General features: G+C 56.9%; 19 protein-coding genes, 1 pseudogene and 1 riboswitch. Of the genes and pseudogenes, 8 read left to right on the top strand and 12 right to left on the bottom strand.

The window, feature by feature from the left end; translation table 11 throughout:
- Nucleotides 1-38 precede the first annotated feature (38 nt).
- Nucleotides 39-2,141 (bottom strand): methionine--tRNA ligase, encoded by a 2,103-nt coding sequence (gene metG, locus AB1287_RS20770; RefSeq protein WP_409438244.1) that lies wholly within the window; start codon nucleotides 2,139-2,141, stop codon nucleotides 39-41.
- An 86-nt stretch (nucleotides 2,142-2,227) separates the two neighbouring features.
- On the opposite strand from metG, the gene apbC reads away from it, so the two are divergent.
- Entirely contained in the window at nucleotides 2,228-3,337 is a 1,110-nt protein-coding gene (apbC, locus tag AB1287_RS20775; RefSeq protein ID WP_435618944.1) for an iron-sulfur cluster carrier protein ApbC, read from the top strand.
- A gap of 50 nt (nucleotides 3,338-3,387) precedes the next feature.
- On the opposite strand, the gene AB1287_RS20780 is transcribed toward apbC, so the two are convergent.
- The 3 genes from AB1287_RS20780 to AB1287_RS20790 form a co-directional block, all read right to left on the bottom strand.
- On the bottom strand, nucleotides 3,388-3,837 hold the full coding sequence (locus AB1287_RS20780) for a hypothetical protein (RefSeq protein ID WP_312626975.1): 450 nt from the start codon (nucleotides 3,835-3,837) through the stop codon (nucleotides 3,388-3,390).
- A gap of 138 nt (nucleotides 3,838-3,975) precedes the next feature.
- Nucleotides 3,976-4,401, bottom strand: coding sequence for a GNAT family N-acetyltransferase (locus AB1287_RS20785; protein ID WP_435618945.1), 426 nt, complete (start codon nucleotides 4,399-4,401; stop codon nucleotides 3,976-3,978).
- A 63-nt stretch (nucleotides 4,402-4,464) separates the two neighbouring features.
- Entirely contained in the window at nucleotides 4,465-4,794 is a 330-nt protein-coding gene (locus AB1287_RS20790; protein ID WP_312626973.1) for an RcnB family protein, read from the bottom strand.
- A 218-nt stretch (nucleotides 4,795-5,012) separates the two neighbouring features.
- Between AB1287_RS20790 and AB1287_RS20795 the strand changes: the two genes are divergently transcribed.
- The 5 genes from AB1287_RS20795 (at nucleotide 5,013) to AB1287_RS20815 (ending at nucleotide 9,226) form a co-directional block, all read left to right on the top strand.
- Complete coding sequence (locus AB1287_RS20795; protein WP_435618946.1) at nucleotides 5,013-5,924, top strand: LysR family transcriptional regulator; 912 nt, start codon at nucleotides 5,013-5,015, stop codon at nucleotides 5,922-5,924.
- A 180-nt stretch (nucleotides 5,925-6,104) separates the two neighbouring features.
- Nucleotides 6,105-6,653: a GNAT family N-acetyltransferase gene (locus AB1287_RS20800; protein ID WP_435618947.1), complete on the top strand. Its 549-nt coding sequence runs from the start codon at nucleotides 6,105-6,107 to the stop codon at nucleotides 6,651-6,653.
- An 81-nt stretch (nucleotides 6,654-6,734) separates the two neighbouring features.
- A riboswitch (TPP riboswitch) is annotated at nucleotides 6,735-6,831 on the top strand.
- Between the two features lie 35 nt (nucleotides 6,832-6,866).
- The gene (gene thiM / locus AB1287_RS20805) at nucleotides 6,867-7,646 is read left to right on the top strand and encodes a hydroxyethylthiazole kinase (protein ID WP_435618948.1); all 780 of its coding nucleotides are present in this window, start codon (nucleotides 6,867-6,869) and stop codon (nucleotides 7,644-7,646) included.
- Entirely contained in the window at nucleotides 7,643-8,443 is an 801-nt protein-coding gene (thiD, locus tag AB1287_RS20810; protein ID WP_435618949.1) for a bifunctional hydroxymethylpyrimidine kinase/phosphomethylpyrimidine kinase, read from the top strand. Before thiM ends, thiD begins: the two co-directional genes overlap by 4 nt.
- 36 nt (nucleotides 8,444-8,479) lie before the next feature.
- Nucleotides 8,480-9,226, top strand: a complete 747-nt coding sequence (locus AB1287_RS20815) for a GntR family transcriptional regulator (RefSeq protein ID WP_435618950.1) — start codon at nucleotides 8,480-8,482, stop codon at nucleotides 9,224-9,226.
- Here AB1287_RS20815 and AB1287_RS20820 read toward each other — a convergent pair.
- From AB1287_RS20820 to AB1287_RS20830, 3 genes are read right to left on the bottom strand one after another with little or no spacing between them, the layout of a single operon-like run.
- Complete coding sequence (locus tag AB1287_RS20820) at nucleotides 9,200-10,153, bottom strand: PfkB family carbohydrate kinase (RefSeq protein ID WP_435618951.1); 954 nt, start codon at nucleotides 10,151-10,153, stop codon at nucleotides 9,200-9,202. The two genes, AB1287_RS20815 and AB1287_RS20820, sit on opposite strands and share 27 nt — an antisense overlap.
- Nucleotides 10,147-11,154, bottom strand: coding sequence for an ADP-ribosylglycohydrolase family protein (locus AB1287_RS20825; protein ID WP_435618952.1), 1,008 nt, complete (start codon nucleotides 11,152-11,154; stop codon nucleotides 10,147-10,149). Before AB1287_RS20825 ends, AB1287_RS20820 begins: the two co-directional genes overlap by 7 nt.
- Nucleotides 11,151-12,434, bottom strand: coding sequence for a nucleoside permease (locus AB1287_RS20830; protein WP_435618953.1), 1,284 nt, complete (start codon nucleotides 12,432-12,434; stop codon nucleotides 11,151-11,153). The genes AB1287_RS20825 and AB1287_RS20830 overlap by 4 nt, the downstream gene beginning before the upstream one ends.
- A gap of 249 nt (nucleotides 12,435-12,683) precedes the next feature.
- Between AB1287_RS20830 and fbaB the strand changes: the two genes are divergently transcribed.
- Nucleotides 12,684-13,733: a class I fructose-bisphosphate aldolase gene (gene fbaB / locus AB1287_RS20835; RefSeq protein WP_435618954.1), complete on the top strand. Its 1,050-nt coding sequence runs from the start codon at nucleotides 12,684-12,686 to the stop codon at nucleotides 13,731-13,733.
- 47 nt (nucleotides 13,734-13,780) lie between these two features.
- Here fbaB and yegS read toward each other — a convergent pair whose 3' ends face one another.
- On the bottom strand, nucleotides 13,781-14,680 hold the full coding sequence (gene yegS, locus AB1287_RS20840) for a lipid kinase YegS (protein ID WP_435618955.1): 900 nt from the start codon (nucleotides 14,678-14,680) through the stop codon (nucleotides 13,781-13,783).
- 323 nt (nucleotides 14,681-15,003) lie between these two features.
- On the opposite strand from yegS, the gene AB1287_RS20845 reads away from it, so the two are divergent.
- A complete protein-coding gene (locus AB1287_RS20845; RefSeq protein ID WP_435618956.1) occupies nucleotides 15,004-15,645 on the top strand; it encodes a dihydrofolate reductase family protein in 642 nt (213 codons plus the stop codon).
- A 201-nt stretch (nucleotides 15,646-15,846) separates the two neighbouring features.
- On the opposite strand, the gene AB1287_RS20850 is transcribed toward AB1287_RS20845, so the two are convergent.
- The 4 genes and pseudogenes from AB1287_RS20850 to AB1287_RS20865 all read right to left on the bottom strand — a co-directional run bounded on the left by AB1287_RS20850 (nucleotide 15,847) and on the right by AB1287_RS20865 (nucleotide 20,983).
- Nucleotides 15,847-17,211, bottom strand: a complete 1,365-nt coding sequence (locus AB1287_RS20850) for a prephenate-dependent tRNA uridine(34) hydroxylase TrhP (RefSeq protein WP_435618957.1) — start codon at nucleotides 17,209-17,211, stop codon at nucleotides 15,847-15,849.
- 202 nt (nucleotides 17,212-17,413) lie between these two features.
- Nucleotides 17,414-18,136 carry a two-component system response regulator BaeR gene (gene baeR / locus AB1287_RS20855; protein ID WP_435618958.1) on the bottom strand — a complete coding sequence of 241 codons (723 nt, stop codon included), beginning with the start codon at nucleotides 18,134-18,136 and terminating at the stop codon, nucleotides 17,414-17,416.
- Nucleotides 18,133-19,571 (bottom strand): annotated as a pseudogene (gene baeS, locus AB1287_RS20860) (two-component system sensor histidine kinase BaeS). Before baeS ends, baeR begins: the two are co-directional and overlap by 4 nt.
- Nucleotides 19,568-20,983 carry an MFS transporter gene (locus AB1287_RS20865; protein WP_435618959.1) on the bottom strand — a complete coding sequence of 472 codons (1,416 nt, stop codon included), beginning with the start codon at nucleotides 20,981-20,983 and terminating at the stop codon, nucleotides 19,568-19,570. Before AB1287_RS20865 ends, baeS begins: the two are co-directional and overlap by 4 nt.
- Between the last annotated feature and the right edge of the window lies 1 nt (nucleotide 20,984).

Genomic DNA, 20,984 nt, shown 5'->3' on the forward strand with positions numbered 1-20,984 from the left:
TAAACGATCGGCATTAGGAGAGTTCTCCGGCTTTTTTGTTATTTCACCTGCTGACCAGGCTGCGCACCGCTGTCCGGGCTGAGCAGGAAGATATCTTTCCCGCCAGGGCCTGCGGCCATCACCATGCCTTCGGAAACACCAAAACGCATTTTACGCGGTGCCAGGTTGGCGACCATGACCGTCAGGCGACCAATCAGCGCCTGCGGATCCGGATACGCGGAGCGAATACCGGAGAAGACGTTACGCTTCTCACCGCCGATATCCAGCGTCAGACGCAGCAGTTTGTCAGAGCCTTCAACAAACTCCGCGTTCTCAATCAGCGCAATGCGCAGATCGACTTTGGCGAAATCATCAAAGGTGATGGTTTCCTGAATCGGATCGTCCGCCAGCGGGCCGGTGAGCGGCGCGCTGTTCAGTGCTTTCACTTCTTCTTTGGAGGCTTCCACCAACGCTTCAACCTGCTTCATGTCGATGCGGTTATAGAGTGCCTTAAAGGTGTTCACCTTGTGGCCGAGCAGCGGCTGTTGAATGCTTTCCCAGCGCAGTTCGGTGTTCAGGAAAGCTTCGGCGCGTTCAGACAGAGACGGCAGAACCGGCTTCAGGTAAGTCATCAGCACGCGGAACAGGTTGATACCCATGGAGCAGACAGACTGCAGATCGGCATCGCGGCCTTCCTGCTTCGCAACAACCCATGGAGCCTGCTCATCAACGTAGCGGTTAGCGAGATCCGCCAGCGCCATGATTTCACGGATGGCTTTGCCAAACTCACGGCTTTCCCAGGCTTCACCGATGGTCTGCGCCGCGTCGGTGAAGGTTTTGTACAGCGCAGGATCGGCCAGTTCAGCGGCCAGCACGCCGTCAAAGCGCTTGGCGATGAAGCCTGCGTTACGGGACGCCAGGTTCACCACTTTATTGACGATGTCAGCGTTGACGCGCTGCACGAAGTCTTCGAGGTTGAGGTCGATATCATCAATACGGGAGGAGAGCTTCGCGGTGTAGTAGTAGCGCAGGCTGTCGGCATCAAAGTGGTTCAGCCAGGTGCTGGCCTTGATGAAGGTGCCGCGAGATTTGGACATCTTGGCGCCGTTCACCGTCACGTAGCCGTGCACGAACAGGTTGGTCGGCTTACGGAAGTTGCTGCCTTCCAGCATGGCTGGCCAGAACAGGCTGTGGAAGTAGACGATGTCTTTGCCGATGAAGTGGTACAGCTCGGCGTCGGAATCTTTCTTCCAGTACTCGTCAAAGCTTGTAGTATCGCCGCGTTTGTCGCACAGGTTTTTGAATGAACCCATGTAACCGATTGGCGCATCCAGCCAGACGTAGAAATATTTGCCCGGCGCGTTCGGAATTTCGAAACCGAAGTACGGTGCATCGCGGGAGATATCCCACTGCTGCAGGCCATGCTCGAACCACTCCTGCATTTTGTTGGCAACCTGCTCCTGCAGCGCACCGCTGCGGGTCCACGCCTGCAGCATCTCGCTAAAGGACGGCAGGTCGAAGAAGAAGTGCTCGGAGTCACGCATCACCGGCGTGGCGCCGGAAACCACGGATTTCGGATCGATAAGCTCGGTCGGGCTGTAGGTGGCACCGCAGACTTCGCAGTTATCGCCGTACTGATCCGGCGATTTACATTTCGGGCAGGTACCTTTCACGAAACGGTCCGGCAGGAACATGCCTTTTTCCGGATCGAACAGCTGAGAGATGGTGCGGTTCTTGATGAAACCGTTCTCTTTCAGGCGGCCGTAGATAAGCTCGGACAGCTCGCGGTTCTCGTCGCTGTGCGTCGAGTGATAATTATCGTAGCTGATGTTAAAGCCAGCGAAGTCGGTCTGATGTTCCTGACTCATTTCGGCAATCATCTGCTCCGGAGAAATGCCGAGCTGCTGAGCTTTCAGCATGATCGGCGTGCCGTGGGCATCGTCGGCGCAGATGAAATTGACCTGGTGGCCGCGCATTCGCTGGTAACGGACCCAGACATCAGCCTGGATATGCTCCAGCATATGACCGAGGTGGATGGAGCCGTTGGCGTACGGCAGTGCGCACGTTACCAGAATTTTTTTCGCGACTTGAGTCATAGTGAACATTACTTCCTGCTTTTGAAAGGGGTGTCGATAGTACCAAAACGCCCGTTGATACGCTATGTGCGAAGACCCTCCGAAGAATTATTACCGTCGTGCGGCACTCGCAGTTACAATTAGCACTCCAGAACAACGAAAAAGGAGTCGGGATGAGTTCGCAATCCCAGGCCACATCCCCGGAACGTCTGCGCGCGATGGTCGCGGGCACGCTGGCCAATTTTCAGCACCCAACCCTGAAACACAATCTCACCGCCCTGAAAGCGTTGCATCACGTGGCGTGGCTCGACGACACCGTTCATGTTGAAATTCAGATGCCGTTTGCGTGGCACAGCGCGTTTGAAGAGCTCAAAGAGCAGTGCAGCGCTGACCTGCTGCGTATCACCGGTGCGAAAGCGATCGACTGGAAGCTGTCGCACGCCATTGCCACCCTCAAACGGGTAAAAAATCAGCCCGGTATTAACGGCGTGAAGAACATTATTGCCGTTAGCTCAGGGAAAGGCGGCGTGGGCAAATCCTCTACTGCCGTGAATCTGGCGCTGGCGCTGGCCGCCGAAGGGGCAAAAGTCGGTATCCTCGATGCGGATATCTATGGCCCTTCAGTACCGATGATGCTGGGTGCAGAAGGGGGGCGTCCGACCTCCCCGGACGGCACCCATATGGTGCCGATCGTGAAATTTGGTCTTGCCACCAACTCCATTGGTTATCTGGTGACCGACGATAACGCGATGGTCTGGCGCGGCCCGATGGCCAGCAAAGCGCTGATGCAGATGCTGCAGGAGACGCTGTGGCCGGACCTCGACTATCTGGTGCTCGACATGCCGCCAGGCACCGGCGACATTCAGCTGACGCTGGCGCAGAACATTCCTGTTACCGGCGCGCTGGTGGTGACCACGCCGCAGGATATCGCGCTGATTGACGCCAAAAAAGGCATCGTCATGTTCGAGAAAGTCGAGGTACCGGTCCTCGGCATTGTTGAAAACATGAGCATGCATATCTGCAGCCAGTGCGGCCACCATGAGCCTATTTTCGGCACCGGTGGGGCAGAACGCCTGGCGGAGCAGTATCACACTCAGCTGCTGGGGCAGATGCCGCTGCACATCAATCTGCGTGAAGACCTGGATCGCGGCACGCCGACCGTTGTGGCTCGCCCGGACAGTGAATTTACCACGCTGTACCGCCAGCTGGCTGGCCGCGTTGCCGCACAGCTGTACTGGCAGGGCGAAGTCATTCCAGGCGAGATTGCGTTTCGCGCCGTGTGATAGCCTCTGCGTAATCGAAAGCCACCCTGGGTGGCTTTTTTTTTCGCCCGTCAGCCGAGGATTTTTACGCCTTGCGGCGTGTTTATCCAGCGCGGGGCGAGAATGGTGTCTGACAAAAAGCAGGTCAGCTCATACAGCAGCCCCTGTAAGGTCTCTTCAACGCTGATGCTGAGCGGCTGCCCTGACAGCAGCTTGCTCAGCGCCAGGCAGTACTCGCAGAGCAATTCGCTTTCCGTTTCCATCGCCGGGCGGCAATCCGGCAGCACGTTGACGGTGAATTCGGCCATGCGATCGTCGGGAATGGGGTCGAGCAGCGTTGGCTGAAGCTGTGCCAGGCAGGTATGCAGGCGCTGGTAGAGATCGTGCTGTGTCTCCAGATGCTCGGATTCCAGGGCGCTGGCGGCCAGCTCCTCGCACTGCGTGGCGACGTCGACAAAATCGAGATTGGGATCGAATTCGGTAAAAAGCAGGGGATGAGTCCAGACGGCGGGTGCTTCCATGAATAACCTCTCCTGAGTGATACGATGACTGTATTTATATACAGTATATTGTATGCGCTGAGGCGACGCCGACAAGTGGGTTTCCCGGAACGAAGTTCTCAAAATCGAATGAAAATTATGTATGCAAAGGGACGGTGCTCAGGGAAGTAGGTAGTGCATTAACCAGTAGTCGCCCTCTGGCGAAATTCCGCGCGCTTCGGTATGCCAGCCGTGATGCTGATAAAACGCCAGAGCCTGCTCATTTTGCACCAGGCATTTCAGCGCACCGGTACCGGTAAAGGTCGCCTGCACGTGGCGCAGCAGCGCGCTACCCACGCCGTGCCCTTGCCATTGTGGAGCAACAAATAAATTGTGCAGAAAGTTATCGCTTTCCCACACGGAAGCGAACCCTGCCCGGTGACCGTCAATCTCGGCAACCCAGACCTGTTCATCAAGCGTTGCGGTATCGTAATCCTCCAGCGACCAGCCGGAGCTGTCAGCCCAGGGCCAGCTTTGTCTGCGCGAGTGAAGAAACAGAGTCCGAAGAAAAGGACGATCGGAAGGGGTTCCTGGGCGGATATTCATGGCTATCTCCAGGCATTATTGTACGACCTGTGAGCGTCGGTTACGCTCACAGTCTGCGCGGGCTCAGCGGTGATAGAAAATGTCGCCGTCGTAGGCTTTGATGATTTTACCGTCTGCATCGCTAATCAGCACATAGTTGCCGCCCATATAGGTCCAATGGGTGCCCGCATCTGGCGCAGGCAAATTGCGCAGGTTCCACTGCTTGATGTTGTACTCGTCCGTGCGGTACATCTCCGGCACGCTGTCCCCAATCTTGAAATGGGTAAAATCGGCAATGAAGTCGTTCAGCTCATACTGCTGGATCCCTGAGGTCGATACTGTTGCCGGTGCCGCTGATACTGCACCCGCTGTTGCCAGCAGTGCTGCCAGAAGCATCATTTTTGTTTTACGCATACCTTCTCCACATTCCTGTAATACATAACCTGGACTTAAAAATGCCGCCCCGTATCATTCCTGATGCACCCGCCTGCTGGCAAGCTTCTTGCGGGCAAAAAGTGTAAGCAAACCTCGAAAGCATACTGCGAATAGCATTCCCTGAGGCAGCAGACGGGCTTTTTGAGACGATTCCGGGTTTGGCTTACAATGCAGAAAGTGAATGGCTGGAGAAAAAGATGCTCAGACTGGAAGATCTGACCCTGTTCGTGCGCGCGGCGGCGTTGGGCAATTTTAGCGAAGCGGCGCGTGAGGCGGGGTTGCCGCCTGCGCAGGTGAGTACAGCCATTAAACGGCTGGAGACACAGCTCAACATTCGGCTGTTTGCGCGTTCGACCCGGAGCCTGCGATTAACCCCGGAAGGTGAAACCTGGCTGCCGTTTGCCACGCAGATGCTCGACACGCTCCATGCCGGAATGCAGCAGCTTCAGACTTCAGAAGATGAAATCCGCGGTACGCTACAGATTGCTGTGCCTTCAGATCTTGGCCGCAATCTCCTGCTCACGGTCTTTCAGGATTTTCGCCGCCGCCATCCTGCGCTGCGGCTGCGTATTCTGTTTTCCGACAACCTGGCCGACATTTTTAAAGATCCGGTGGACGTCGCTTTTCGCTATGGGCACAACGACGATGCATCGTTCATCTCTTTACCCGTCGCTGCGGAAAACCGTCGCGTGCTGGTGGCATCCCCCGACTGGATAAGCCGCCACGGCGAGCCGAAAACGCTGGAGGAGTTGCGCCAGCACAATGCTCTCACCTACAGCCTGCGCGGCAGACTCTACGATCGCTGGACGCTTTTTCGCGACGGGCAGATGCACGAGGTGCAGGTTTCCAGCGTGATGATGAGCGATGACGCGGAAGTGATCCGCCGTATGGCGATTGCCGGAGAAGGGATTGCCAATAAGTCGTGGCTGGACGTCAGCGATGATATTGCCGAAGGGCGATTGAAGATAATCCTGCCGGACTATCAGGGTGACCCGGTACCGCTGAATATGATTTGCCCGCACCGCAAACAGCTTTCGCCGGCGGTGCGTTTGTTATATGAAGTGGTAAGGGAAAAGTGCGTCCTAAAGCTGCAACATCTTCCGTTTTAGTGTGCTGACGATAGCCTGTCTATATGTCTGAATGATAAGGTAATAGTGTAAGGATTTTCCCTTCATTTTGGCGCTTAGTCTCTATTCATTGCCAGAGGATACGTTATTGTCCAGGGTGTCCAGCAAGGTGGTTCTGAAATTGAGAAGCGTTCTGGTCGACTAAACAGAGGGTATACCAACATGATTGCCACACCTGAAATTGTGACCGACAGGCTTATCCTTAAACCATTGCGCTCAGAAGATGCGCAGCAGATTCAGCGCAAATTTCCTCGTTGGGAGATAGTGCGCTATCTGATTTCAACCGTGCCCTGGCCTTTTCCTGAGGGTGCTGCACAGCATTACGTTGATAACGTCGCGCTTGCCGCCAGTAAAAAAGGGACAGGATGGTTCTGGAGCCTGCGACCCAAAGAAGACGAAAACGAGCTAATCGGCGTCATTTCACTGATGGATATCCCTGATAATAACCGCGGTTTCTGGCTGGTGCCGGAATGGCAGGGGAAGGGGCTGATGGCCGAAGCCTGCGAGGCGGTGAATGAATTTTGGTTTGAAACGCTGAACAAAGAGGTGCTCAGGGCGCCAAAAGCTGCTGATAATCAACGTTCTAAAAATCTGTCCATGCGAAATGGAATGCGTTTAGTCCGTACCGAAAAAGCGCAGTACGTATCCGGTGAGCTGGATTCAGAACTGTGGGAAATTACGCGGGAGATGTGGCGCGGGCGTCAGGGCTGAGTTGGAGAGACGTGTTTACATCCTCGGCCCGCAGCATTATCCTCCCCATGGTTTAACGTCACGTTAACCACAGAATTTGATTCAAATGACTCGGGGTGCCCTTCTTTGTGAAGGCTGAGAAATACCCGTATTACCTGATCTGGATAATGCCAGCGTAGGGAAGTCAGAACCCATATCGGGTATCGCTTCTTCACCGTCTGGCAGGAGCGAACCATGCAAGCTGACCTGCTAAACCCCGCGCTCGTTGCGCATACTTCACACCTTTTTCGTTCCCGCTCGCCGCTCGTTCACTGTATGACCAATGACGTCGTGCAGACTTTTACCGCCAACGTTTTACTGGCTATCGGCGCTTCTCCGGCGATGGTGATTGACGCTGATGAGGCTCGCCAGTTTGTCGCAATGGCGGATGCGTTGCTGATTAACGTCGGCACGCTGACGAAAGAACGTGCGTTGGCAATGCGTCTTGCCGTGGAAAGTGCGAGCGCGAACAATAAACCCTGGACGCTGGATCCTGTTGCCGTTGGCGCGCTGGCGCTGCGCACTGAATTTTGCCATCAGCTGCTGGCACTGAAGCCTGCGGCGATTCGCGGCAATGCTTCTGAAATTATGGCGCTGGCAGGGATGAGCCTGGGCGGACGGGGTGTAGATACCACGGACACCGCAGCGGCGGCATTGCCTGCCGCACAGGCGCTGGCCCGGCAAATTTCTACCGTCGTGGCGGTAACGGGTGAAGTGGATTACGTCACTGATGGACGGCGAACGCTGATGGTCATCGGCGGTTCATCGCTAATGACGCGCGTGGTCGGTACCGGCTGCGCTTTATCTGCGGTGGTGGCGGCAAGCTGCGCATTGCCGGGCGACAGGCTCGACAACGTGGCAGCAGCCTGCGGAATAATGAAACGGGCCGGAAGCCTGGCGACGGAAAACAGCGCCGGGCCGGGAAGTTTTGTCGCTGTGTTCCTTGATGCGCTGTATGGGGAGGGCCAGGCATGAAGCGGATTAACGCCTTAACTATCGCCGGCACGGATCCGAGCGGCGGCGCGGGTATTCAGGCCGATCTTAAAACGTTTTCAGCGCTGGGTGCTTATGGCTGTTCGGTCATTACTGCGCTGGTGGCGCAGAACACCCGTGGCGTGCAGTCGGTTTATCGGATTGAGCCTGACTTTGTTGCAGCACAGCTCGATTCGGTGCTCAGCGATGTGCGAATCGACACTACCAAAATAGGGATGCTGGCGGAAACCGATATTGTGGAAGCCGTCGCGGAAAGGCTCGCGCGATACCAGAGCCAGAACGTGGTGCTGGATACGGTAATGCTGGCGAAAAGCGGCGATCCGCTGCTCTCTGAATCGGCGGTTGAAACCCTGCGTAAAAGGCTGTTGCCGCAGGTTTCGTTAATCACGCCGAATCTGCCGGAAGCCGCTGCGTTACTGGATGCGCCACACGCTCAAAACGAGCGGGAGATGCTGGAGCAGGGACGTGCGCTGCGGGCTCTGGGCTGCGAGGCGGTGCTGATGAAGGGCGGGCATCTGGACGATGCGGAAAGCCCGGACTGGCTGTTTACCGCCGAAGGGGAACATCGCTTCACCGCACCGCGAGTACCAACGAAAAATACCCATGGAACCGGATGTACCTTGTCAGCGGCGTTAGCCGCGCTGCGTCCACGACATTCAGGCTGGCTGGAAACGGTGCCGGAGGCGAAACGCTGGCTCTCTGCGGCGCTCGCAAAAGCCGACTCGCTGGAGGTGGGGAATGGGATCGGTCCGGTGCATCATTTTCACGCCTGGTGGTAGTATACTGGCTGAAACTGTCTGTCAGGAAAATCAGAGATGGAACAAGCGCATACCCGGCTTCTTGCTCAACTGAATGAGCGCATCGCCGCCGCCGACAACACGCCGCTGTACCTGAAGTTTGCCGAAACGGTGAAGAACGCAGTGCGCAGCGGCTGGCTGGAGCACGGCAATATTCTGCCCGGCGAGCGCGATCTCAGCCAGCTCACCGGGGTATCGCGCATCACCGTGCGCAAGGCGATGCAGACTCTCGAAGACGAGGGTGTTGTGACGCGTGCCCGCGGCTATGGTACGCAGATCAACAACATCTTTGAGTATTCTTTGAAAGAGGCGCGCGGGTTTTCTCAGCAGGTGGTGCTGCGCGGGAAAAAGCCGGATACGCTGTGGGTCAACAAACGCGTGGTGGAATGCCCGGCTGAAGTGGCTGAGCAGCTGGCGATAGAGCCAAAAAGCGATGTGTTTCTACTCAAGCGCATTCGCTATGTCGATGAAGAGGCGGTGTCCATTGAGGAGTCGTGGGTGCCGTCGCATCTGATTGCGGATGCAGACGAGATCGGCATTTCGCTGTACGACTACTTCCGTAGCCAGCATATTTATCCGCAGCGCACCCGCTCGCGGGTCAGCGCCCGGATGCCGGACGCCGAGTTTCAATCGCACATCAAAATGGATGACAAAATTCCGGTGCTGGTGATTAAACAGGTGGCGCTGGACCAGCAGCAGCGGCCGATTGAGTACAGCATCAGCTACTGCCGCAGTGATTTATACGTGTTTGTGTGTGAGGAGTAGTTCGTCGCGCGTCGGTGCACAGTCGCCGCCGCGATGGCTTACCACCCACGATGCCACCGCATTGCCCAGCGTCACCGCTTCGTTTAAAGACCAGCCCGCAGCTAAACCGGCCAGCACGCCGCCCGCGTGGCTGTCACCCGCCCCGATGGTGTCGACCACCGTCGTCGGAAATGCCGCTGCTTGCCCGCAGCCTTTCTCACTGAAATACCATGCGCCGTCTTTGTCTTGCCTGACAATCAGCGGGGCATGCCAGCGTTCCAGCCACGCTTTGCCCAGCGCTTCAGTCTCGTCGGGAAGCTGGTAAAGTTCAGCCACGATCTCCGCTTCCTGACGGTTCAGGGTGATAAGCGGCTTGCAGGCCATGATGCGGGCGAAGCGCTCCGGTGGAATATCAGCAATACGCGGCCCGAAATCGATAAGCGCAGTGACGCCTGGCGTCAACGCCAGCCAGCCAATCAGCAAATCCGCGCAGGAGGCGGTGAGCTGATAGCCGGAAAGATAAACCAGACCGTCGGCATGGCGCGGCAGGCGTGCCAGCCATTCATTCGTCCATGCGTTTTCCACGCCGGTAAAGGACATGAAGGTACGCTCACCGTCGGGTTCAACCAGCGCCAGGCACCAGCCGTTATCACCTCTGTCGGTTTCAATCACGCTGGTGATGCCCTGCTTGTGCAGATTGTTACGCACGATGTCAGCCCAGACGCCCTGGCCCAGCGGCAGGGCATTGCAGGCATCGATATCCAGACGCTTCAGCGCCACGGCGACGTTCAATGCACAGCCGCCAATATTCACGCTTTGCTGCTGGAGCTCGATATCACAGCCGCGCCAGGGCAGGGCGTAGGCGTCGGCGATGACGTCAATCACCGCCGAGCCGATCACCGTCACCGGGCGCCGCTGCTGAAGCTGCCTCAGTTTGTCGCTCAGCATTTTTCCTCCCGCCGTTGACGGAACTGCAGCAGGGCATCGGCGTAGCGCCCAAAGTCGAGCTGATTCACTTCGTCCAGTTCCCGCTTCAGCGCAGGGTCAATGCCGTCGACGCCGTGCAGCGCGCCGCAGATAGCGGTTGCCATTGCGCCGATGGTGTCGGTGTCGCCGCCGAGGTTTGCGCAGAGGATGGCGCAGCGGTTCGGATCGGTTTCGGCCAGCTCCACCATTGCAATTGCACAGGCTACCGATTCAATGGTGCTGGTGCCCGCGCCAACCAGCTGGTAGAGCTGCTCGCAGGCGGATTCCACGCCGTGGGCTTCACGCACCGTTTTAAGCGCCAGCTCAATGCGCATCGCAAGAGAAGCATTGAAAGTGGTGACGCGTTTTTCCTGTGCGTGGTGGGCGATGGACGGTAGCGCATCGACAATGTTCTGCCAGCTTTCACCGTCAATCGCGCGGGAAACCGCCCAGCCAATGGCCACGGCGCCAGCGAGGGCGAGATCGGATTTGTGCGTCGGGCTGGAGGCCTGCGCGACATCATCAATAAAGGCATCCAGATTTGCCGTTGGCAGCACGCAGCCGAGTGGGGAAACGCGCATCGCCGCGCCGTTAGTCACGCCGTTGTTCTCAAGCTGGCTGACCGGCTTGCCGTCGCGGATCGCATTCAGCGCAATTTTTGACGTCGGGCCGAGCACGTTTTTATTGAACGCGTCGAAGCCCTCAGCCCATGCCAGGATGTGGCGACCGATGACGTCCGGGACGATTTCACCGTCGCATTCGATTAACGCGTCGGCCAGGCACAGCGCCATTGAGGTGTCGTCGGTAAATTCTGCGCGTTTGAAGTAGCAGGCGGCGTTATTTTCCGCCGGGCCATCGAGAAAACGGTCAATCCACCCGAAGTGCGCCTTCACGCGGGAGCGCGGCCACAGCTCAGAAGGCATTCCCATCGCATCGCCTAACGCCTGCCCATAGAGGGCACCGAGAATTCGTTGGTGTTTCATTTCACTTCCTCATGTGTCATCGCCATATCGCGTTCGTCGGTGTCGACGTGGATGGCGGTAATCTCTTTGTCCGATTCACGGAAGAACAGCATAAACAGCACGGCAATCACCGCGATCATCACCGCACCGAAGGTCCACATTCCGGCCCAGTTAAAGGTCAGTCCGTTAACGGGCTCCTTATAGGCGAACATTTTTTCCATCATCACCCCGCCCAGACGGTAGCCGAGCAGGCTGCCGAAGCCCTGACAGCAGAGCGTAATCAGGCCCTGCGCGGCGTTGCGCATCTGCACCGGCGCTTTTTTATCCACATAGATATAGGCCGTGACGTAGTAAAAATCGTAGCTCACGCCGTGCAGCAAAATACCGAGGAAAAGCAGGCCGTAGGTGAAGTAATGTTCTGCGCCACCGTAGACGAAGAAGCCATAGCGAATCGCTGCGGTGATCAAACCCAGTAATAATACCTTTTTAATACCAAAGCGTTTAGTGAAGAACGGCAGCGCCAGCATAAAGAAGATTTCGGAGAACTGACCGAGGGTCATCCAGCCGGTGGCATTGTGCATGCCCACTTCCGTTAAATAGCCATTGGCGAAGATGTAATAGAACGCCAGCGGCATCGCGAACAGGAAAGAGCAGAAGAAAAAGACGAGGAAGTTTTTATCGCGCAGCAGGACCAGCGCGTCCAGGCCAAGCATCACCTTCAGGCTCAGCTTGCCGGTGCTCTTCGGTGGCGTATCCGGCAGGAACAGCGCGAACACGCCGAGCAGCGCGGAGCTGCCTGCGGTAATCAGCAATGGAATGCTGGTTGGCGAAATGTCGTCATAGCCCATCATCTGCGGTAAGAATCCGCACACCAGCCCCGAGCCAATCCAGCCGATGGTGCCCATCACGCGGATGCGCGGGAAGTCACGCTCGACGTCCGGCACGTGGGAAAACGCGATGCTGTTGGTCAACGCGATGGTCGGCATATAGGTGAGCGAGTAGGCCAGCAGCAGCGGGAAGAAGCCGCTGAAGGTGGTTTGCTGTGCGGCGAAGTACATCAGGATGGCGCCTGCGAACATCAGCACGGCCAGCACTTTCTGCGCAGGGAAGAAGCGGTCCGTCAGCGAGCCGACGAGGATAGGCGAGAGGATCGCGGCGATGGCGGTACAGGCGTAAGACCAGCCGATTTCCCCGGCGCTGAAGCCATTTTTACTGAGCCACAGCCACAATGGCACGAACCATGCGCCCCAGATAAACCACTCTACGAACATCATGAACGACAGCTTTACCGTAGTTTTCATCTTTAAATCCTTCATGACAGGTAAGGTACGCCTGCACACTACCATTGAATAATACCTTTAAAATACCTTTGCGATGATTCCTTGAGCGACTTAACACTTTTCTGCACCTGAATCGTGCCAGCGGATTGTGCTTAAAAGCGCACGAATAGGCTGGAAAAATCAGGTCCAGAGGTCCAGGCTTAGGGTTGCCTGAAATCAGGCCCAGGACATTCATGCTCGTTTTTACGGGCACTTACGGGAGTTATCGCTATGACTGATATTGCGCAGTTGCTTGGCAAAGACGCCGACAGCCTTTTACAGCATCGTTGTATGACCATTCCGTCCGGGCAGCTTTATCTTCCCGGTCCCGATTATGTTGACCGCGTGATGATCGACAATAACCGCCCACCTGCCGTGCTGCGGAACATGCAGACTCTGTACAACACCGGCCGCCTGGCGGGCACCGGCTATCTCTCTATTTTACCGGTAGACCAGGGCGTTGAGCACTCTGCGGGCGCATCGTTTGCGGCAAATCCGCTCTATTTTGACCCGAAAAACATTGTCGAGCTGGCGATTGAGGCAGGCTGTAACTGTGTGGCCTCCACTTATGGTGTGCTGGCGAGCGTGTCGCGCCGCTATGCGCACCGCATTCCTTTCCTCGTGAAGCTCAACCACAATGAAACGCTGAGCTACCCGAACACCTTCGATCAAACCCTCTATGCCAGCGTCGAGCAGGCTTTTAACATGGGCGCGGTGGCTGTTGGGGCGACTATCTATTTTGGTTCGGAAGAGTCTCGTCGCCAGATTGAGGAGATTTCAGCCGCCTTTGAACGTGCGCACGAGCTGGGGATGGTGACGGTACTGTGGGCCTACCTGCGAAATTCTGCCTTTAAGAAAGACGGCGTCGACTATCACGTTTCGGCGGATTTGACCGGACAGGCCAACCACCTTGCGGCCACTATCGGCGCCGATATCGTGAAGCAAAAAATGGCGGAAAATAACGGTGGCTACAAGGCCGTCAATTTCGGCTACACCGATGAGCGCGTTTACAGCAAGCTCACCACCGACAATCCTATCGATCTGGTGCGTTACCAGCTGGCAAACTGCTATATGGGGCGCGCCGGGTTAATTAACTCCGGCGGTGCTGCCGGGGATAATGATCAGGCCGACGCGGTTCGCACGGCGGTGATTAATAAACGTGCGGGCGGTATGGGACTTATTCTTGGCCGCAAAGCGTTTAAGAAATCGATGGCTGAGGGCGTGAAGCTGATAAACTCGGTGCAGGATGTTTATCTGGACGAAAAAGTCACCATCGCCTGATCGCCTGCTGAAAAAAGCCTCCTGAATTTGGGAGGCTTTTTTCGCCGCTAGCGCAGTAAAGGGCAGCCTGGCGGCAGGCGGCATTTCAGAGCGTGCGGCAAAATCTCGATACGAAATTCCCGGCCGCTCATCGGCTCGCCGTCCAGGTTAAACGTGATGTCGTGCGGGGCGGAAATTTCAAACCACGATGACACGCCATCAATCAGGTTAGGGCTCTCCTGCGGGCTTGAAAGCGTAGTGAGCAGAGCAGGAAGCAGCTCTTCGCCGGTAAAGATACGCAGATGAAGCAGGCCGTCGTTAATGAGTGCGTCCGGGCAAAGCTGCTGGCCGCCTCCGGCCTGACGCCCGTTGCCAATGCCTATCACCAGCGCGTCGCCTTGCCAGTGGAATCCTTCTCCACGAATTTCACAGCGGTCGGCTTTCAGCGTATCAGGCCGCATCAGACCGTGAATCAGATAAGAGACGCCGCCCAGCGCTGCCTTCAGCTTTTCTGGCGTCTCGCTGGTAATTCTCGTCCCGAAACCACCGGTCGCCATATTGATAAAGCAGGTTTTTTCGTTCACCCGGGCGATATCGATAGCCGCGGCATTTCCCGCCATCGCCAGCTTCAGCGCTTTATCCAGTTCGCCGGGTACACCGACGCTGGTGGCAAAATCGTTGGCAGTGCCGAGCGGTAAAAGGCCGAGCGCCGGCGTATGCGGGTGTTTGCAGTGAATTAACGCCGTCGCCACTTCATTGATCGTGCCGTCGCCGCCGCCTGCGATCACCGTCGCCACGCCCAGCTCACAGGCTTCTTCAAGATAGCGAGCGGCATCCCCTTTCTCCCATGTCACCCGCACGTGGATCTCCACGCCCTCATCGCGAAGCTGGTTGATGGCCTCACGCAGCTCAGGGTTACCCGCGCCTTTGCCGTTCAGGATCAGTAAGCCAGGTGGAAAGTCAGTCATCTTTTTATCCATTTATTCAACATGATAAAAGTGTAACGCAGGAAGCAGGGATGCGCCTGGGGAATAGGCTGAAATGGGGCTGAATAGCAGACAAAAAAATAAGCCCGCCAAGGGCTGTGAGTTAATGGGTCGATGCAACACTATCCTTAAACAAGGAGGACGCAACCCTCTGTCATTATTTTGGGGATTGATTTTTATATCATCAGGAAGGGCTGGAAATAGTGCCCGAGGCATTGAAATTCTCATGGCGATCGCACAGGCTGAATGTAGCAGTGCCGGGAGAATCTTTACGTAACATTAACCTTAATACCTGGAGGATTTATATGTTGGTTCGTGCTGATCTTATAATCTCGCTCGATGGTTTCGCCACCACGACGGATCAAACTCCAGAAAAGCCATTCGGCGAGGACTGGTCGCGCCTGGTGGGGGCTTATGTTGCTACCCGGACTTTTCGGGAGCGCGTTCTCCATGACACCAGTGGCCAGGGCACTACTGGCCTGGACGATGATTATGCGAAGGACTACTTTGAGAACGTCGGGGCAGAGATCATGGGAGCCGGTAAGTTCGGACTGCACAACTATCCCGACGATCCGAACTGGAAGGGATGGTGGGGAGATGAGCCTCCATTTCACTATCCGGTCTTCGTCCTGACAAACAAGCCACGGCCTGCTATTGAAATGAGCGGTGGAACCACTTTCCACTTCATTACGGCATCGCCGGCCGATGCGCTGAAGCGTGCAGCAGCAGTCGCCAGGGGCAGGGATGTTCGCATAGGTGGCGGACCGACAATTGTTCGCGACTATCTCAGAGCCGGACTCATCGACCGCCTTCACGTTGCCATTACTCCCATTCTTCTCGGAGATGGCATACGTCTGTGGGACGATCTGCGTGGTCTGGAGGCCGGTTATAAGGTCACTTCGCAAACGGCTGAGAGCGGAACTGTTCACATCACATTTCAGCGCTAGCGCAGCTGTACGGCCCATCGTGTTAAAACAAAAAAATTAGCCCGCGTAAGGGAGATTACGCAGGCTAAGGAGGTGGTTCCTGGTACAGCTAGCATTTATGGGTTATGTTTTTCAGCGCCTCGGATAATACCCTTATCAAGCGAAGCGGTATGTGATCCGATTCTAAGAATTTTCCCACAACGAAAAAATAACTATGCTAAATCACTTCGCGTGAGGATTCACGGTGGTTTGCTGTCCCACGAAGTTGCGCATCAATAGCGCATAGTCGAGGCTGATCTCTTCCGGGACCGGGATCCACACCGTATGACCGTCGCCTGGCGCGACGTCGGTCGGCTGGCCTTTGCTGTTTTCCATGTGCTCCAGCACGAAGTTCACGTTGCCCTGCGGGGTCATCAGCTCCAGGCTGTCGCCTTTGAGGAACTTATTTTTTACCGCCACGGCGGCGAGGTTGCCTTTGCGCTCGCCAGTGAAATCACCCACAAACTGCTGGCGCTCAGATACGGAATAGCCATGCTCGTAGTTCTGATAGCTGTCATGGGTGTGCCGGCGCAGGAAGCCCTCGGTGTAGCCGCGGTGCGCCAACCCTTCGAGGGTTTCCAGCAATGATTCGTCAAAAGGCTTACCCGCAGCGGCATCGTCGATGGCCTTGCGATACACCTGCGCGGTGCGGGCGCAGTAGTAATAGGATTTGGTACGGCCTTCAATTTTCAGGGAGTGCACGCCCATCTGCGTCAGGCGCTCCACGTGCGCGATGGCGCGCAGATCTTTGGAGTTCATGATATAGGTGCCGTGCTCGTCTTCGAAAGCGGTCATGTATTCGCCCGGACGCTTGGCTTCTTCAATCATAAATACGCTGTCGGTCGGCTGGCCTTCACCAAGGGTTGGCTCGACGTTTTGTACCGGGATCGGCTCATGCTTGTGCACGATGTTGCCAATATCGTCCTCTTTACCTTCCTGAACGTTATATTCCCAGCGGCAGGCGTTGGTGCAGGTGCCCTGGTTCGGGTCGCGCTTGTTGATATAGCCGGAAAGCAGGCAGCGGCCGGAATAGGCCATACACAGCGCGCCGTGGACGAAGATTTCAATTTCCATGTCCGGGACCTGGGTGCGGATCTCTTCGATTTCTTCCAGCGACAGCTCGCGGGAGAGGATCACGCGGGTCAGGCCCATCTGTTTCCAGAACTTCACGGTCGCCCAGTTGACGGCGTTCGCCTGTACGGAGAGGTGAATATCCATCTGAGGGAAGTGCTCGCGCACCAGCATGATCAGGCCAGGGTCAGACATGATCAGCGCATCCGGCCCCATTTCCACCACCGGCTGCAGGTCGCGAATAAACGTTTTCAGCTTTGCGTTGTGCGGCGCAATGTTCACCACGACGTAGAATTTTTTACCGAGCGCGTGGGCTTCGTTAATACCCAGCTGCAAATTCTCGTGGTTGAATTCGTTATTGCGCACGCGCAGGGAGTAGCGCGGCTGGCCCGCGTAAACAGCATCGGCACCATAGGCGAAAGCGTAACGCATATTTTGCAGCGTTCCCGCCGGGGAAAGGAGTTCCGGTTTAAACATGATTTTCTCGTTCTGATGACAGGTCAGACTCGCTCACGGACGGAGCGGGCGGGGAGGTTCCCCTACATTAAGGGCGGGAATTGTAGCGCCGCGGGGCAGGGGAGTAAACCTTTTGCTTTGAGGCTATGCCCGGCGGCACTTCATTTGCTCGGGCCTACAGAAAATCGTAGGCCGGGTAAGCGTCAGCGCCTCCCGGCAAAACCTAAGCAAGACGGCAGGAATCCGCTTCCCAGCGATAGCCCACGCCGTACACCGCGCGAATAAAAGACTGCTCGGCATCCTGCGCTTCGAGCTTGCGGCGCAGGTTTTTGATGTGGCTGTCGATGGTGCGGTCGGTCACCACACGGTAGTCGTCATATAAATGATTGAGCAACTGTTCGCGCGAAAAGACTTTGCCCGGCTCCTGAGACAGCGTTTTCAGCAGACGAAACTCCGCCGGCGTTAAGTCCAGCAGCTTGTTTCGCCATGAGGCCTGGAAGCGACTTTCATCGACGATAAGCGGGCTTTCCGCATCCATGGCCTGCAGTTCACGGTGAGGGCGGCAGCGGCGCAGAATGGTTTTGACGCGCGCCACCACTTCTCGTGGGCTGTAAGGTTTGCAGATGTAATCGTCTGCGCCAATTTCCAGCCCCAGCAGGCGGTCAATCTCCTCGATTTTAGCGGTCACCATGACGATGGGTACTTCGGAGAAGCGGCGGATTTCACGGCACAGCGTCAGCCCGTCGGTGCCCGGCAGCATCAGATCGAGCAGGATCAGATCCGGCGGCGTCTGATGGACATAATTCAGCACCTTATCGCCATGATTAATCAGCGTCGGCGCGTAGTTGGCGGCCAGCAGATAATCAATCAGCAGCTGGCCCAGTTTTGGCTCGTCCTCAACAATCAGGATGCGCGGGGTTTTATCATCAATCGGTAATTCGGTCATACGGTTCCCGGTAAGTCGCGGTCCAGAGGTAAATCTACTTTAATGCTAACCCCACCAAAAGGCGAATGCACGGCGCGAAGCTGGCCACCGTGGGCGGCGACGATGTTCACGCAGATAGCAAGCCCCAGGCCCGAGCCACCGCTGGCGCGGTTGCGTGAGCCTTCAGTGCGGTAGAAACGTTCGCAGAGCATTTGCAGTTGTTCATCGGTGACGCCAGGGGCGCTGTCGGCGAAGGTCAGGATCAGATTATGGCCCGTTCTTTCCGCCGAGATTTGCAGCTGGCCGTCGGGATCGGTATAGCGGAGGCTGTTTTCCAGCAGGTTGTTAAACAGCTGCATCAGGCGATCCCGGTCGCCAAACACCATCGCGCGTTCCGGCAGCTTGAGGCTGATATTCAGCCCGCGGCTGGCAAAGCGCTCGCGGAAAGCGCCCGCAGCCATCTCCAGCAGCGAGATGATGTCCAGCGAGGTTTTCTGATAGGCCAATGCGCCTTCGTCGGACATCGACAGCTGATGGAGATCGTCCACCAGCTTGGTAAGCGTGCCAACTTCTGCCTGCAGCGAAGCCACCGATTCCGGGGTGAATTTCCGCACGCCATCCTGAATAGCTTCCAGCTCGCCGCGCAGCACGGCCAGCGGGGTGCGCAGCTCGTGGGAAATGTCTGCCATAAAGTCGCGGCGCATCTGCTGATTGCGCTCCAGCGTGCTTGCCAGCTGGTTAAAGTCCTGCGCCAGACGCCCCAGTTCATCGGTTCCGGTCGCGGCGACACGAGTCGAGAAATCTCCTGCGGCCAGCCGGTGGGTGCCTTCCACAAGACGTTTTACCGGGGCGAGCAGCCCACGCGCCAGCGGGAAGGTGGCGAGAGCAGCCAGCAAGGTTGCCAGTGCCACAATAAGCCAGCTGGTGCGGCGCTGCTGACGGTCAAAGTTAATGTCGGTATTGCGGGTCAGCCTTTCCACCGGTGAAGCGATGACGGCGCCAACTTCGATGCCGTTCACTACGATGCCGCGGCGGGTTCCATCCTTTGGCACCGGTGAACGTGGGCCAACCAGCACTTTGGCATTCTGGTCAACTACCCAGAACTGGGTGCGCCAGCCGTGGGGGGCATTTCAGGCGGGCCGCGACGATCGTCCGGGCCTGCTCCTGGACCGCGTTTATCATCAGGGCCGTCATGTTCGAACGAGCGCAGGATCTGGAAGATAAAGCGGTCATTGCCGCGCAGGAAGCGCCAGTTGTTATTGTGCGTGGCGTACTGCTCGGCAAGCGCATCGCTTAACAGCTGTAAACGCTGCTCGTTGCCGCGCTTGATGTAATCGATAAACCCGTGCTCAAAGCTCAGACGCACCGCCCAGTGCATGCTGATCAGCAGCACGATGCAGGTGGTGAGAATGGCGAGAAACAGCTTCGCGGTAATGCCTGGGCGCCAGACTTTCACGGTTCGCTCCTTTTGCGTCGTGCAATGATTACGTTTTTACTGGTGTCGTCAGGCACGCGGGCGAAAATCAACGCCGGAAGCGCAACGATCGCCGCCATGCTGAGGTAAGTGTACAAAAAGACCTGATGGGAAACCGCGCTGTCGATGCTGATATGGTGCTGGCCGTACATGCCGAGCAGCAGGCCGGCTACCGTCACGCCGATACTCATTGAAAGCTGCATCACCATCGACAGCATGCTGTTGCCGCTACTGGCGAGATCGTCCGGCAAATCCTTCAGCGTCAGGGTGTTCATCGAGGAGAAACGGCTGGAGTTGATCATCCCTTGCAGGAACAGCACGAGAGGCAGCAGCCAGTACCAGCCCATCAGCGCCACCGTCATAAACAGCAGGCTGATAGCGGCGAGCCCGAGCGTGGCGCTGATCAATACCCGGCGATAGCCAAAACGATTAATCACCTGCACCACCATGCGCTTCATCCCCATGCTGCCCAGCACCATCGGGATCATCATCAGTCCGGCGTGGAACGGCGAAAAGCCGAGGCCAATTTGCAGGAAAACCGGCGTCATAAACGGCAGCATGCCGCTGCCGATGCGTCCGGCGAAGCTGCCCGCCAGGCCGAGCGAGAAGGTGTGGGTTTTGAATAAATGAAGGCTGAACAGCGCATTCTCATTATTGCGGGCATGCCAGAGATAGAACAGCAGCGCCAGCAGGCCTGCAACAATCAATAAGGCCAGCATCATAGGTGAAATGCCAAGGCCTTTCTGGCCGTCCAGCGCCAGGGTCAGGGTTGCCATGCCCAGTGCCAGCATAAAGAATCCGGAAAGGTCAAAGCGCCGGGTTTGCAGGGTGTAGTTCGGCATGAGCCACAGCGTGGCGATGGCCCCGATGATGCCCACCGGAATGTTAATCAGGAAAATCCAGTGCCAGGAGGCGTACTCCACCAGAATACCGCCGAGCGCCGGGCCAACCAGCGGTCCGACCTGGCCCGGGATCGTGACGAAGGTCATCGCTGCCATGTACTGTTCGCGTGGCACGATTTTCATCACCGTGAGCCTGCCGACCGGCACCATCATGGCGCCGCCAAATCCCTGCAACACGCGGGCCATCACCAGTTCATTCAGGGTGTTGGCCCCGGCGCAGAATATCGATCCGGCGGTGAACAGCACGATGGCGGTGAAAAAGATATTGCGTACGCCAACGCGGTCCGCCAGCCAGCCGCTGGCGGGGAGCATCACCGCCACCGTCAGTACATAGGCAACGACGACCATATGCATATGCAGCGGGCTCTCCCCGAGGCTCTTCGCCATTGAGGGCAGGGCGGTGTTGACGATGGTGGTATCCAGCGCCTGCATAAAGAAGCCAAACGCCACAATCCACAGTTGCCAGCGTACGCTGGCGGGCAGCTCTTCCATA

Origin of the sequence: Scandinavium sp. UTDF21-P1B, from assembly GCF_040750395.1 — a bacterium.
In the GTDB taxonomy this organism is placed as follows: domain Bacteria; phylum Pseudomonadota; class Gammaproteobacteria; order Enterobacterales; family Enterobacteriaceae; genus Scandinavium.

Excerpts from the sequence above, each read along its gene's own strand:
- AB1287_RS20780 (WP_312626975.1), bottom strand. The coding sequence starts at position 3,837 with ATGGAAGCACCCGCCGTCTGGACTCATCCCCTGCTTTTTACCGAATTC.
- AB1287_RS20795 (WP_435618946.1), top strand. The coding sequence starts at position 5,013 with ATGCTCAGACTGGAAGATCTGACCCTGTTCGTGCGCGCGGCGGCGTTG.
- AB1287_RS20820 (WP_435618951.1), bottom strand. The coding sequence starts at position 10,153 with ATGCTGAGCGACAAACTGAGGCAGCTTCAGCAGCGGCGCCCGGTGACG.
- AB1287_RS20830 (WP_435618953.1), bottom strand. The coding sequence starts at position 12,434 with ATGAAAACTACGGTAAAGCTGTCGTTCATGATGTTCGTAGAGTGGTTT.
- AB1287_RS20825 (WP_435618952.1), bottom strand. The coding sequence starts at position 11,154 with ATGAAACACCAACGAATTCTCGGTGCCCTCTATGGGCAGGCGTTAGGC.
- baeR (WP_435618958.1), bottom strand. The coding sequence starts at position 18,136 with ATGACCGAATTACCGATTGATGATAAAACCCCGCGCATCCTGATTGTT.
- AB1287_RS20845 (WP_435618956.1), top strand. The coding sequence starts at position 15,004 with ATGTTGGTTCGTGCTGATCTTATAATCTCGCTCGATGGTTTCGCCACC.
- AB1287_RS20850 (WP_435618957.1), bottom strand. The coding sequence starts at position 17,211 with ATGTTTAAACCGGAACTCCTTTCCCCGGCGGGAACGCTGCAAAATATG.
- AB1287_RS20815 (WP_435618950.1), top strand. The coding sequence starts at position 8,480 with ATGGAACAAGCGCATACCCGGCTTCTTGCTCAACTGAATGAGCGCATC.
- thiM (WP_435618948.1), top strand. The coding sequence starts at position 6,867 with ATGCAAGCTGACCTGCTAAACCCCGCGCTCGTTGCGCATACTTCACAC.
- AB1287_RS20785 (WP_435618945.1), bottom strand. The coding sequence starts at position 4,401 with ATGAATATCCGCCCAGGAACCCCTTCCGATCGTCCTTTTCTTCGGACT.
- fbaB (WP_435618954.1), top strand. The coding sequence starts at position 12,684 with ATGACTGATATTGCGCAGTTGCTTGGCAAAGACGCCGACAGCCTTTTA.
- AB1287_RS20790 (WP_312626973.1), bottom strand. The coding sequence starts at position 4,794 with ATGCGTAAAACAAAAATGATGCTTCTGGCAGCACTGCTGGCAACAGCG.
- thiD (WP_435618949.1), top strand. The coding sequence starts at position 7,643 with ATGAAGCGGATTAACGCCTTAACTATCGCCGGCACGGATCCGAGCGGC.
- apbC (WP_435618944.1), top strand. The coding sequence starts at position 2,228 with ATGAGTTCGCAATCCCAGGCCACATCCCCGGAACGTCTGCGCGCGATG.
- AB1287_RS20865 (WP_435618959.1), bottom strand. The coding sequence starts at position 20,983 with ATGGAAGAGCTGCCCGCCAGCGTACGCTGGCAACTGTGGATTGTGGCG.
- AB1287_RS20800 (WP_435618947.1), top strand. The coding sequence starts at position 6,105 with ATGATTGCCACACCTGAAATTGTGACCGACAGGCTTATCCTTAAACCA.
- yegS (WP_435618955.1), bottom strand. The coding sequence starts at position 14,680 with ATGACTGACTTTCCACCTGGCTTACTGATCCTGAACGGCAAAGGCGCG.